At 55.8% G+C, this 11,084-nt stretch carries 17 protein-coding genes; 1 reads left to right on the top strand and 16 read right to left on the bottom strand.

Annotated elements, in window-relative coordinates; translation table 11 throughout:
• The 15 genes from FN633_RS06655 to FN633_RS06585 all read right to left on the bottom strand — a co-directional run.
• A partial coding sequence (locus FN633_RS06655; protein WP_208673972.1) for a lytic transglycosylase occupies window positions 1-1,403 on the bottom strand: 1,403 nt, incomplete at its 3' end.
• Window positions 1,393-1,569 (bottom strand): DUF6889 family protein, encoded by a 177-nt coding sequence (locus FN633_RS18490; RefSeq protein WP_072015259.1) that lies wholly within the window; start codon window positions 1,567-1,569, stop codon window positions 1,393-1,395. The genes FN633_RS06655 and FN633_RS18490, both read right to left, overlap by 11 nt.
• A gap of 11 nt (window positions 1,570-1,580) precedes the next feature.
• The gene (locus FN633_RS06645) at window positions 1,581-2,033 is read right to left on the bottom strand and encodes a phage tail assembly chaperone (protein ID WP_154057176.1); all 453 of its coding nucleotides are present in this window, start codon (window positions 2,031-2,033) and stop codon (window positions 1,581-1,583) included.
• 3 nt (window positions 2,034-2,036) lie between these two features.
• Window positions 2,037-2,477: a DUF3277 family protein gene (locus FN633_RS06640; protein ID WP_154057175.1), complete on the bottom strand. Its 441-nt coding sequence runs from the start codon at window positions 2,475-2,477 to the stop codon at window positions 2,037-2,039.
• 11 nt (window positions 2,478-2,488) lie between these two features.
• On the bottom strand, window positions 2,489-3,634 hold the full coding sequence (locus FN633_RS06635) for a DUF3383 family protein (RefSeq protein ID WP_154057174.1): 1,146 nt from the start codon (window positions 3,632-3,634) through the stop codon (window positions 2,489-2,491).
• Between the two features lie 3 nt (window positions 3,635-3,637).
• Window positions 3,638-4,183: a phage neck terminator protein gene (locus FN633_RS06630; protein WP_154057173.1), complete on the bottom strand. Its 546-nt coding sequence runs from the start codon at window positions 4,181-4,183 to the stop codon at window positions 3,638-3,640.
• A 10-nt stretch (window positions 4,184-4,193) separates the two neighbouring features.
• A complete protein-coding gene (gene lysC / locus FN633_RS18605; protein ID WP_425049185.1) occupies window positions 4,194-4,460 on the bottom strand; it encodes an Rz1-like lysis system protein LysC in 267 nt (88 codons plus the stop codon).
• On the bottom strand, window positions 4,345-4,725 hold the full coding sequence (locus FN633_RS06620) for a DUF2570 domain-containing protein (RefSeq protein WP_042392531.1): 381 nt from the start codon (window positions 4,723-4,725) through the stop codon (window positions 4,345-4,347). Before FN633_RS06620 ends, lysC begins: the two co-directional genes overlap by 116 nt.
• Window positions 4,722-5,249, bottom strand: a complete 528-nt coding sequence (locus tag FN633_RS06615; protein WP_154057171.1) for a lysozyme — start codon at window positions 5,247-5,249, stop codon at window positions 4,722-4,724. The genes FN633_RS06620 and FN633_RS06615 overlap by 4 nt, the downstream gene beginning before the upstream one ends.
• On the bottom strand, window positions 5,233-5,547 hold the full coding sequence (locus FN633_RS06610) for a hypothetical protein (RefSeq protein WP_042392634.1): 315 nt from the start codon (window positions 5,545-5,547) through the stop codon (window positions 5,233-5,235). The genes FN633_RS06615 and FN633_RS06610 overlap by 17 nt, the downstream gene beginning before the upstream one ends.
• A 219-nt stretch (window positions 5,548-5,766) precedes the next feature.
• Window positions 5,767-6,345, bottom strand: a complete 579-nt coding sequence (locus FN633_RS06605; RefSeq protein WP_154057170.1) for a DUF1133 family protein — start codon at window positions 6,343-6,345, stop codon at window positions 5,767-5,769.
• 210 nt (window positions 6,346-6,555) lie between these two features.
• The gene (locus FN633_RS06600; protein WP_144812803.1) at window positions 6,556-6,747 is read right to left on the bottom strand and encodes a hypothetical protein; all 192 of its coding nucleotides are present in this window, start codon (window positions 6,745-6,747) and stop codon (window positions 6,556-6,558) included.
• Window positions 6,748-6,982: 235 nt separating this feature from the next.
• Window positions 6,983-7,468 (bottom strand): hypothetical protein, encoded by a 486-nt coding sequence (locus tag FN633_RS06595; RefSeq protein ID WP_154057169.1) that lies wholly within the window; start codon window positions 7,466-7,468, stop codon window positions 6,983-6,985.
• Window positions 7,469-7,507: 39 nt separating this feature from the next.
• Window positions 7,508-8,896: a replicative DNA helicase gene (locus tag FN633_RS06590; RefSeq protein WP_154057168.1), complete on the bottom strand. Its 1,389-nt coding sequence runs from the start codon at window positions 8,894-8,896 to the stop codon at window positions 7,508-7,510.
• On the bottom strand, window positions 8,893-9,561 hold the full coding sequence (locus FN633_RS06585) for a helix-turn-helix domain-containing protein (protein ID WP_154057167.1): 669 nt from the start codon (window positions 9,559-9,561) through the stop codon (window positions 8,893-8,895). Before FN633_RS06585 ends, FN633_RS06590 begins: the two co-directional genes overlap by 4 nt.
• Before the next feature lie 209 nt (window positions 9,562-9,770).
• Here FN633_RS06585 and FN633_RS06580 point away from each other — a divergent pair, with 209 nt between their 5' ends.
• Window positions 9,771-10,226 (top strand): helix-turn-helix domain-containing protein, encoded by a 456-nt coding sequence (locus tag FN633_RS06580; protein WP_042392519.1) that lies wholly within the window; start codon window positions 9,771-9,773, stop codon window positions 10,224-10,226.
• A 244-nt stretch (window positions 10,227-10,470) separates the two neighbouring features.
• Here the strand turns inward: FN633_RS06580 and FN633_RS06575 are convergent.
• The coding region (locus tag FN633_RS06575) for a hypothetical protein (RefSeq protein WP_341805533.1) at window positions 10,471-11,084 on the bottom strand (614 nt) is incomplete at its 5' end.

The raw sequence follows: 11,084 nt of genomic DNA, 5'->3' as shown, positions 1-11,084 counted from the left end.
TTGAAGTATTTACCAAAATTTCGAGGATCAACGTCTAGATGCTCTTTAAACCAATCAGCAAATTTGTTCGCACTGTTAGTCACCGCAGGCAGCGCATCAGGCTTATCGTTGCCCTGCTTAAACAGGCTCTTACCAATGTCGACGGCGTCGGACCAGCGGTTTTCACCCACGGCTTTCAGCAGTTCGGCGAGCATGTTAAGCATCTTGTTGAACTCACCCAGCTGCGCAATCGCATTGCTGAAGTCCCATTTCAGCGACCACGTGCCCAGATCAATGTTAAGCAGCCCGGCGACGGCGTGTACGAGACTGCTGATGGCGGTTTTAAAATCGCTGATAAGCGCTATCGCATTATCAATTACGGGCTGCCATTCACCCCAGTTAATAAAGCTCTGACCGCCCTCGGTCCATTTTTTGTAGTCGTCCCACAGCAGCGCAATGGCTGCCGCCAGAGCGAGGATAAGCCCGATAGGCGACAGCAGAAACGCGCTGTTCAGCCCGCCGAGAGCGAGGGCCAGCCCACCCAGCAGCGTGATGAGATCCTGGGTCTGCCCATCAAGCGCCCCCCACCACTCAGCAAGATCTAACGCGCTTTCGAGGATCCCCAGAAACAGCGGTATGAGGGTATCGCCCAGCGCCACGATCCCGTCGACAATCCCGAGCAGCGCCTGCTCAATGCGCGGATAATTATCGAGAATGAAGTGGCTTAGGGTGTCGAGCCAGCCGGCCATCCCCCCGGCAAGGCGAGAGCCGATTTTCTCCTGCACCATGTCAACCACGACGCTGACTTCCCGTAGGGAGGTCATAAACCGGTTAGCATCTGTAGCAGCTTCATCAGCGTCAAAGCCGATGGTCTTCGCCATCACGCTATGCTGCGCTGAGAAACTGCCTGCCCCGCCGCGCATCGCCGCCAGGGTATCATCACTGATACCCAAGGTTTTTGCGCTCTGGCTGGCGAGAGGCAGCGGCATCGCGCTGAGCTTTTGGCCCACTTCGGTAAAGATAACCGCCGTATCCCGTGGGTGACCGGACGCATCGCGCACCTGAATATCCAGCTGGCTGAGAAAATGCTCTGCGCCAGGGGCCTGCTGCACAAAGCGTGACAGGTTCTCAAGCGAGCCGCGTGCGTCATCAACGTTGCCCCCCACCTGCGATATCCCATAGCCGATGGATTCGATCCCCTCTACGCTCGCCCCCGTGCGCTGGGAAAGGGCATAGAGATTATCCAGCCCGGTCGCGGTGGTGAGCGTAAAATCATAGAGGGATAGCGCAGCGTCTTTTACCGCCAGACCCAGCTTAAGCGCCCCCTCTGCCGCCCCGGCCAGCATGGCACCCAGGTTTTGCCCGCCCTCCCCGGACGGCACGCCGAGAGAGCCGAGGAGGGCCACAATCATATTAGGATTCATTACTCTCCCTCCATTTCTCAATGCGATAGTGGTTATCCGCTTTGACGGCCAGATGGTCATTCATCAGCGCGACGTCGCACAGATCGATCGATCCATCTTTCAACGCGCTGTAGGGAATTAACCCGGCGTCAACCGGGTCAAGAAGGTATGAAAGCCCATCCGGCAGGCTATTGAGCGTCAGGCTTGATGCGGGTCCGGCGTCGCGCTGGTAGGGAGTGCGGGCAAAAAATTTCCCAGCGAGTCGGCGACCACCCGCGCCACCAGCTGGAGCAGGGTGAAGAGGTCGATATCGTCAAACATCAGCTCGCCACCGGTAAACACCGCCGTCCAGCCCTTGCCGTTCTGGCGCGCAACGACGCCAAGACAGGGGTGGATAATGGCACTGGTATCCTCTTCGCTCAGCGAGGAGAGTTCATCGGCAAGGCGCGGCAGCACCTTTTCAAACACCGGTGCCAGCGCATCCACCTGCGTACCGTCCATTTTTCCTTCAGCGGGCAGCAGCGCACGCAGGCTGCCCACGTCCGCCATCATGCCAGCCAGCACCGGCAGCAGTTTGCGGGTAACCTTCAGCTGATCGAAGACGCTGAGTTTTGCCACGCGATATGCGTGGCCTTTGATTTCAAACTCCATGGATTAAAACTCCCCTAGCAGCTGATCAATTTTGCCGCAGTTAAACTCCCACTTCACCACGCCAACATCTTTGGCATTGGAGACGTCCGGCTGTTTCGAGAACGCCACGCTGCGAGCCGTCACCGTTTCGCCGCTGGCCTTGTTGCGGATCACGATGACGTTTTTGCCCCAGGCCGCGGTGGAGAGGCTTTGGGCGTTATACATCAGCGACAGCTTTCTATTGACCGGGGAGGTTTTCAGCAGGCTGACGGCAATGGTGCCGCTCTTACTGGCGTGCAGGCTGTGCATCACTTCACCATCCAGACCTACGGTCATGGTGTGTTTTGATTCACCCATCGACACGACGATCCCCTCGTCGGCGTTAGCCGAGCCGTAGCCAAAATCGATTTCGCCGGTAGGCCCAACGAGAGAGGCGGTAACATCCATAAAAGAGTAAGTAGCCATTGAATTTTTCCTTATCGAACAACGTTAATTTGCACATCGGCGTAGTGCACGGCACCCGCCAGTTTGCACGCAACCTGAATGAGTGGCGCTTTGCGCGCCTCGCGATCGGCCTGGGCCTGCTCAGCCAGCGGCTGGGCGTACACGTAATAGCCTTTGGTCAGCGTCTCCCCGGACGCCAGCTGGCCGACCGGGCCGCCGCTCCAGATGCCCGGAGCGACCAGACCGTTGGTCACCGCCTGATCCATCGACTGTTCCACGTTGGCGAGCAGGCGCGTTACGCCCGCATCGGTCTGGGGTACCTTGCTGGTGCTGGTGTAAAGCATGTTGAACAGGTTGGTCTGGACATAGTTCTGTAGCCAGTCCAGCCCGTGGCGCTCATCAAAGAAGTCGCCGTTGGCCATCACGCCCTGCTGCAGAATGGCCGCGTCATTCTGGTAGTAGACAAAGACGTTGCAGTTTTTGGCATCCAGCGCCGCCGCCTGGTTCACGGTCAGCGCCTCATAGGTAACGCCCGGCTCCTGCTTGAACTTCAGGGTGATGGTGGTGTTGCTGCCGTTGAAGTTAACGGTAAACGCCCGGCTAAAGGCCGAGAGCGCCGCATAGTTGCTGCTGATCGAGAACTGTACAAAGGTGCGGGCATACTTCGCTGCCTTCAGCCGGGAAGCGAGATCGGCAGTCGACGCGGCATCAAGGGTTTGCGGATCGCTGACGGTGATCGCCAGAATGCGGCTCAGGCTGGCGGACTCGATCGCTGACGCGACATTCAGCCATTCGGCGTCGTCGATAGCCTCACTGTCCGCCACGCCCAGGCCGTACCAGTTGGTATACTGCAGCACCGCATTGACCGCCTCGGTGAGTGTTTCCGTCACGCCGCTCTCGGTGGTGTCCAGGGTTTTAGCCCAGCGGCCGACGTAGACCTCCTGTGGGGTCGGCGACTGCGCGAAGTAGACGCTCGCCGCCTGATATTCTGGGCTGTCCAGGCCGAAATCATTGCCGATATCCTCGGCCGACGCGTAGAGGCGAATACGCTCGCTGACCGGGATGATCGTTGAGGAACCGAGGATCAGCAGCGCACCAAAGTTGCGACCACCGGCCGCGCGCGGCGACATGATCACGTCGACGTTAACAACGTTAGATACAGGTAATCCCTGTGGCATAATTTACTCTCCGAAGTAGTGTGTAGATGCAGATTTAAGTGTCCGGATGTTGTAGGTCCGGGTGTTTTTGCGGGAGAGCGTTACGCTAAGGTCGTAACGCCGCACCCGCTGATTATCGATAAGCTCAGGCAGGCTCTTAATGGCGCCAGCGTCAACCAGCGACAGCCCGGATACGTTCAGCTCGGCGTTGTTCTGCTCGATAAACATTCCGGCGCGAAAGTTTGCGGAGGTGGTGGCGCTAAGCGGGCCATAGAAGCTGCAGCTCACCACGAGCTCTTCCCACGTCCACTGCTCAGACTGCTCGTCTGAGACCTGGACATCAGATTGACTTAAGGGTCGCGGTACGGCAGCGATGCTGAATTCACACCAGGTCGTGCCGTCGGGTTGGGCGGGTGGCTGCGGCGCATTCCACAGCGGCAGAACCTGTTCGGCTGGCAGACCGGCAACGCCGCTTATCCACTGGCCAATCTCTTGCTCTAAGGCGTCATCATACGCAGGGCCGTCTCCCACCGGTGTCAGGTAGCCGCGCGTGGTGCTGTCATTACTCAAGGTAAGTTCCTCACTTCTGGCTGGTTTGCCGTTGAATTTCGATATCTCTGATATCGGCTTTATCCCGGTTGCACTGGCCTAACGCGGCAAGCAGAGAGAGGTTCAGATCGAGGCTTTGGCCCCAGCGCAATCTACCGGGCGGGATGGCGGGCTGGGGCGTTTCAGCGGTCAGGCTTGCCGGGAGCGGCGGTGCGGGTACCCAGGCTGGCTGCGTAGTGCCGCAGCCGACTATCTGCATCAGCAGGAATAGCACGCTGAGCGCACTCATCATTCGCAATAGCCGAGTGGACATCACGCGCCGCGTTTTGAACGTCCTGCGTAATCTGGTTTTTCGCATGCTGATTGGCCTCGGTGACGGTGTTGATAAGCGCTACGGTACGCTGAAGATTTGTGACGACCGCAGCGGCACTGCTTGCCCGGCGCTCGGCGTTATCGGCCCGATTTTTCTCGCTGGCGTACTGCCCGCCGTAATGAAAAACGGCGAAGCCAGCCGCCAGCAGTGCCAACGCTGCGCCAGAAAACAGGATTACCAGGCGGCTCATGGCAGGCCCTCCAGACAGAGCGCCTGCTCATTGCTGCGGCGCGTTTTCAGCCCCGCCAGCGGCACGCCTCCGGCATAGATCCAGCGGGTAAATTGCGCGCAGGCTTCGGACACTCTCTCCTGGCGTAGCAGCCTGAAGAGCGTGGAACGCTGCATCGCGCCGCAGCCAACGTTAAAGGTCAGCGAAGTGACGGCGGCGAAGGTGTTATCGCTCAGGCGCTTTCCGGCGGCCCAGGCGTTGACGCACCGCTCTGCCGCGAGGATGTTTTTCTCCCAGTCGGCCGCAATCTGCGCATCCGTTTTCTGCACGCCTGCGTTGACGTTATGGGTGTTGCCGATGCCATCTGTGAGCACCCCTGCCGGACAGAGATAGGGTTCCCGACGGCAGGACTCGGCGTTACCGATCAGCCTCAGACCACGCTCGTTGGTTCGAACATGCCCGGCGTTGAGCACCATCGTGATAATCATCCCGACAGAGCAAGCAACACCGGCCGCCCCGCCCGCTTTTTTAATCAGCTGGGTCATGGCCTATTCTCCTCATTGCTTCGGTAATCACTTCGGCCGTTGCCGGTCGTTGATGGGCTGGTCTGGTTGCCATCTCGCTGAGATAGGCCGCCAACAGCCGGGTACGTTTCTGTTCCTCTGCCAGTCGATTACGCTCGTCGCGCCGCTTCGCGTAATACGTCTTAATCGTGAACCAGGCTGAGATCGCGGCTCCGACGATAAAAACGTAATCCTGCAAAGAGAGAAGCGAAAAAACACCGAGCATCGACGACCACCAATAAGGCAGGTGGTGACCATCTGTAGGGTTCATACGCTGTATTTCCACGCCCGCAGAAAAGAGGACGTTATAGGGGTAAGAGAGGGGTCAGGCCCGCGGGCTCTGTTGATAACGGGATCGTCTGATAGTGATGCCCGGGGCCTGAAATAAAAAAACCCGCACGAAGGCGGGTTATTTTAGGCGGAGACCAGAGAGGCATCCGCCTTAATTATGTTGTCGCTGTTTGTCGCAGCGGGTAAAACTTCACAAGCTTATCTGAATTCAACCAACACCCGCGCAACTTTGCAAACGAAATCTTTGCGGATTTTTATCAAAGTGAATGCACATAGGCGAGTAAAGCATAAATTCAGCGACTTGCAGATAGGCATCAATCCGATTTTCGCAGGTGCGCAGGCTCCATTCCGGGTGTTTTGCCTGCAGCTGGCGAGCCATCTCTCTTTTACTCATCCGGTGACGATAGCGATCGTTAATTACCTTAAACAGACCGTCGTGCCCGCCACGCACCAGCACCTCGGCGATCGTGTTATCTATTATTAACCCTTCGCTATCCGTACAGAACGCCAGGCTGGATTTATGCTTGCCGCTTAGCAGATCGAGAAAATAGGTTTTTAGCTCTTGCTCATCCATGCCGGAGGCTTTTAAATGTGATAACACCTGCTGAATAGCTGTTTTTGATATTTTAGTCGATGCCAGCAGAGCATTAAACATATTGCCAGTCCGGCCGTGGCCAATAACAGACCACCGTCCCCACATACGCAGCTTGCCCTGGATCCAGACCGATTCCAGGGTTAACAGGCGCGCTGACTCAGCGGATTTTCCGGTGGTGTTTGGATAGATCATAGTAATATCTCCTCTTGCAGATAGGCGGTATACAAAACACGCCCGGTGCGGTGTGGCGCGGGCGTGTCAGAATTAACTGAGGAATAAGATGTCGCGGGATAAATATGCTCTGCGGGCAGAGTGATAATAAAAAGCGCGACATACATTATCCTTATTAGCGCCGCATTTGCTCAGAAACAGCGCGTCGGGGTGTTCACGCCCGCCGCTGGGTTACATCTCTGGATCGTCTTCCAATTCCACGGTATAGCCAGCCATTTTTACCAGCTCGATCAGCGCCTTAAGTGAGGCAACATGCTCGTCGTCGTAGATGACTCTTGCTGACGTAATCTTACCGTTTTTGCAGGTGAACAGTACGCGGCCGTCCTCTGGAAGATATCTTCCGGCCTCCGTCTTATCGAGCATGTTCACCTCCAGGTAATAATACTGTACAAATCTACAGTAGTTATACCCTCACCTCCCAATAAGTGCAAACTTTTAGATAAAAGAAATAAAAAAACGTGCTCTATTTTTCTTTTGTATCCATAGAGTTAACAAAAAATAAGCAGTGCTGGTTATTTTTGTGGCGCGCGAGCGATTAGCGGTGGCGGGAGAGGGGTACTGTTGTCGGGCAGGGGAGGATCCCCTGCCCGGTGAAGATTTAGGCTCTGCCGTTTTTTTCTGAGAGGGCGTAAAAACGCGGATCGACGTTGATAAGTGTGAAGTGCGTCACGGGCATATCGTCGTGGCGGTGAATTTCCACCAGGTTCGACTGCAGCAGCGCAAATACCCGCTTCTGTAATTGGGGCAGCGTGATCGTTATATCACCGTACTCCCGGTAAATAGCGGTAAGAATAGCCTGATACGACAGCGTTCGGCCCTGCATAATGGCCACCAGTGCCTGCGCCGACAGGGTATTTTTTGCCATCTCAGTTTCTGGCTCTACCGCAGCCCTGGCAGGTGCAGGACGTTTTTTAGGCGTAACCGGGATACGTGGCTGTACCACCTGTACCCGATGCGGAGCGGGTACAAATACAGAGCGACTACAGGCGCGGGCCCCGGCGTTCATCCGCCAGAGGATCGTTTCAGTCCAGTCGCAGCCGTCATCAACATACGCTGAGTTAGGGGTTAAGATGGTTTCGGTCATGGGTCTCTCCTCGTTCTGATAAGCGCTGGTCAGACGCGTTTAAAATTTCTCAGTGCTGTAAAGGTCGGAATACTTCCGCTGTGGCCTGCGCGGCCTTTCTGCCTCCAGCCGCAGGCGCGTTTTCTCTGCGGCAATATGCCGATCGATAGGCAGGAAGTGGCCATGGGTAAACTGTTGATAGATAACGGTACCTGCTGCGGCAAAGCGGCATTTGCCAAGGATAATTTCGGCCACGCCTGCGGCAGGCGTTTCAGGGTTGTAGACTTCATCCCGATAGAGAAAAAGAATGCTGTCCGCGTCCTGCTCGATTGCGCCAGAATCCCGCAGATCGGACATTACGGGCCGCCGCTGCGCCGCCGGGCGGGAGTCCACCGCGCGCGATAGCTGGCTGAGCGCAAACGTGGGCGTATGCAGGCGCATCGCCATGGTTTTCAGGTTGCGGGAGATATGAGCCACGGCCAGATCGTTGCGCTCCGCCTGCGGTTTCTTTATGAGCCCAAGGTAATCCACCACAATGGTGGCCAGCTGCGGATAGCGTCGTTTATGGGTTTCGGCAATGGCCCTGATTTGCTCAATGCTCAGATCCGTCGCGTCTACAATCCAGATATCCCGGCTCGCTAGCCTGCTGATTGCTGCCGTCAAGCCAGCCCACTCGTCGTCATGCATCTGCTTTGGATTGCGTAAACGAGAAACCGGCATCGCCTGCGATCCCGCCAGAGCACGCTCGGCGATCTGCAGTGCGGCCATCTCCATGCTGAAGATCAGCGCCCCGCCGCCTGCGGTGGTGACGCCCTCGACGATCTTCAGCGCCAGCTCGGTTTTCCCCATGCCGGGACGCCCGGCCACCACGATAAGATCCTGCGGGTTAACTCCTCCCATGGCGTCGTCCAGCGCGTGAATGCCGGTCAGCAGATTAGATGCTGAAGCGCTACCATCCAGACGCTTGAGCAGCGTATCGTGGTAACGAGGCAGGAGATCGGCAATATGTAGAGGCAGAACGTTCCCGGTATCAGCGGTCATATCCAGCAGCTGGGCTACGGCGTTATCAATGAATAGATCCCGCTGCGCCTGGTTAACGGCGGTACGGATAGCTTCAGCGCTCTCCTGTAGCAGGCGGGCTACCTTGCGACTGCGCCACGCTTTGACCATTTTCCCCGCGTATCCCTTTAGGTTCGGAACCGTGGCAGGAAGCCGGGCTATCTCGGATAAATCGGCAAGGCTGGAGCCTCCCAGCGCCTCGCTGATAAACAATATGTCGATCAGTCCGCTGCCCAGCGCCTGCTTTTTGATTTCACGAAAGGTACGGCGATAAAAAACCGTGCAAAAGGCCTCATCCGGGGTGCCTGCCAGAACATCAAATGCATCTGGCGTCGCGCCACCGTTGAGCAGCCCCGCCAGCACGCAGGCTTCAAGCTCTTGCGGCGTCATAGTGCCCCCTCGCGCGTTTTGCGCAGCGTCTCAGGTTTCATCAGGTAGTCAAAGCTGGCGCGCCAGCCAGTGCCGTTTTCGCCGCCAAAATAGAAATCCGGGGCGGTATTACGGAATTTTTCAAAATAGCCCAGAAACGCGCCGGTACTTTTACTCAGCATGTGGGTAGCCAGGCGGCTGATCATGCTGCGGCGATCGGCATCGAGCATGGCGACAGGCAGCAGATCGGCAAAAATGTCGTTATAGCCGTCAATCACCGCCTTAGGATCAATGATCGGATCAAAAGAGTGACTGATTCTGGTGTCGCCACCTGACACAGGGGGTGTGCTTTCTGACGGCATAGCGCCTGTTTGTGCCGCTACAGGGGGTGTGCTTTTTGGCGACACAGGGGAATCAAGATGTAATGTATAGACATTCGATGCGTTACCTTTCCCATTGTTGGTTCCGATGCGTTTCACCTTCGCCAGCAGCCCCAGCGCGATTAACGCGCCGACATGCTCGCGAACCGCGCTTCTGCTGCATTCACAATGATCGGCAATGTGCCGGTAAGATGGCCAGCATTCACCGCTATCGTTAGCGTTATCGGCTAATTTAATCAGGACCAGCTTACGCAGCGGGTTGCCTGTTTTGATCGCCATTGCTCTGGCCATAAGCGTCATGCTCATAATCACAGCCTCTGAGCAGTAGCCATGAGCGGGTATTCAGCGTGCATTATGATCTCTCCTCTGTACCAATGAAGTGCCGGTTGGGCAAAAACAGGTGATGAGGAGCTATTCTTTGCACTACCCCTCGCCAATAATATTAGTTATGCTAATATTATTGGTCAATAACGTTGACCTTAGAACTTCATTAATTTTGCGAATAATATGCACTCATGAGAAAGAAAACCCTTGATGCAGCTGAGGCTGACGCAGCCAAACGTCTTCGTGACATTTGGAACGAGAAGAAAGTGACTTTGCGCCTAACGCAAGAGCGGGCCGCAGAGGCGCTTGGCTTTAGCACGCAGGCGTCGATAAGCCATTATCTCAACGGAACCACGCCGCTTAACACCGATGCGACGCTGAAGTTTGCTGCGCTATTGGGGGTTAAGCCGGAAGAGATCCGTCCGGATCTGGCTGAGGCGATGAACTACGTGAGAAAGTCAGGGGAGTATGTTGAGGACCGCACCGGGCCAGGCTGGACGCTGCTGGGCGCTGAGCATACGGAGCTGGTTAACCTGTACGACAGGCTACCGCAGAGTGAAAAAGAGAGGCATTTAGCTGATTTAAAAGAAAAAGTAGCTGGGTTCGACAGGCTGTTTAAAGAGCTGCTGGCTACCCGAAAACAGTAACCTTGCCTCCCTGCCCCTCTCCCGGCGCTGGGATTTATTTGCTCTTACTAATCAATTATATACAGCAAATATTGCCATTGTTAATATATTATCATTGACGTATAATATTATCAATACTAATATTCATTCTATCAACCCTGCACTTACCCTGCGGCAGTTGCTCAGATAACACGTTCTGACAGCCTGGAAAGACGGGCAATAGCATGGCGTAGAAAAGTTGCCGCATTGCTCCTCTGATGACTGATTAATGGCTCTTCAGGCGCATTTTGCGCGCAAGGGCGACAAGACGCTGAGTGCGGCAATAAAGTGTAAACAGCACAAATCCCCGGCAATTAAACACTGTCCGGCAAGCATAAAGAGCAAGAATAACAGCAACCAGTGTCCACCCGCTTCCGCCTCCGGTCAGCAGACAATGTCCCCCCTGCAAAACCGTCAGCGCTAGCACGATGAGGTACAGTGATAAGAACCCCATCAGTCCGGCGGTAAAACCCCGAGCCAGCAGCACGCATGCGCGTATTAGCGCAACTATTATTACCAGCGACGGCGCAAAAAAACGTAGTGCATGTAGCGGCGGTGATAAGCCAGGTAGTGCATGCAGAAAGGGCAGCAGATTTAAGGCAAAGCCCACCAGGAAAAGGGGTAATAGCGTTGCTACCGTGTAGGGGTTCTGCCGGGGAAGTTCACTGGACGGGCACGAAAAATAACGCTCCAGTTCGGGTGTGGAATGGTTCAATAGACTGGCGTCATCGCGTGCGATAGCGCTTTCGATCTCCCGTCCATGCTGTAGGAGATCGTAAAAAATGCTGCCGGTTACCAATGGTAAAAATCGCATTAGTATTTTATTCCTCAGGGCCAAGG

The organism is Pseudescherichia vulneris, assembly GCF_902164725.1.
Lineage (GTDB): Bacteria > Pseudomonadota > Gammaproteobacteria > Enterobacterales > Enterobacteriaceae > Pseudescherichia > Pseudescherichia vulneris.
This window is presented reverse-complemented; position numbering and strand designations above follow the sequence as displayed.

What these genes read in the sequence shown, in the direction of transcription:
- FN633_RS06605 (WP_154057170.1), bottom strand. Translation starts at nt 6,345, where the DNA reads ATGATCTATCCAAACACCACCGGAAAATCCGCTGAGTCAGCGCGCCTG.
- FN633_RS06640 (WP_154057175.1), bottom strand. Translation starts at nt 2,477, where the DNA reads ATGGCTACTTACTCTTTTATGGATGTTACCGCCTCTCTCGTTGGGCCT.
- FN633_RS06635 (WP_154057174.1), bottom strand. Translation starts at nt 3,634, where the DNA reads ATGCCACAGGGATTACCTGTATCTAACGTTGTTAACGTCGACGTGATC.
- FN633_RS06585 (WP_154057167.1), bottom strand. Translation starts at nt 9,561, where the DNA reads ATGAGCATGACGCTTATGGCCAGAGCAATGGCGATCAAAACAGGCAAC.
- FN633_RS06580 (WP_042392519.1), top strand. Translation starts at nt 9,771, where the DNA reads ATGAGAAAGAAAACCCTTGATGCAGCTGAGGCTGACGCAGCCAAACGT.
- FN633_RS06620 (WP_042392531.1), bottom strand. Translation starts at nt 4,725, where the DNA reads ATGAGCCGCCTGGTAATCCTGTTTTCTGGCGCAGCGTTGGCACTGCTG.
- FN633_RS06600 (WP_144812803.1), bottom strand. Translation starts at nt 6,747, where the DNA reads ATGCTCGATAAGACGGAGGCCGGAAGATATCTTCCAGAGGACGGCCGC.
- FN633_RS06590 (WP_154057168.1), bottom strand. Translation starts at nt 8,896, where the DNA reads ATGACGCCGCAAGAGCTTGAAGCCTGCGTGCTGGCGGGGCTGCTCAAC.
- FN633_RS06595 (WP_154057169.1), bottom strand. Translation starts at nt 7,468, where the DNA reads ATGACCGAAACCATCTTAACCCCTAACTCAGCGTATGTTGATGACGGC.
- FN633_RS06615 (WP_154057171.1), bottom strand. Translation starts at nt 5,249, where the DNA reads ATGACCCAGCTGATTAAAAAAGCGGGCGGGGCGGCCGGTGTTGCTTGC.
- FN633_RS06645 (WP_154057176.1), bottom strand. Translation starts at nt 2,033, where the DNA reads ATGGAGTTTGAAATCAAAGGCCACGCATATCGCGTGGCAAAACTCAGC.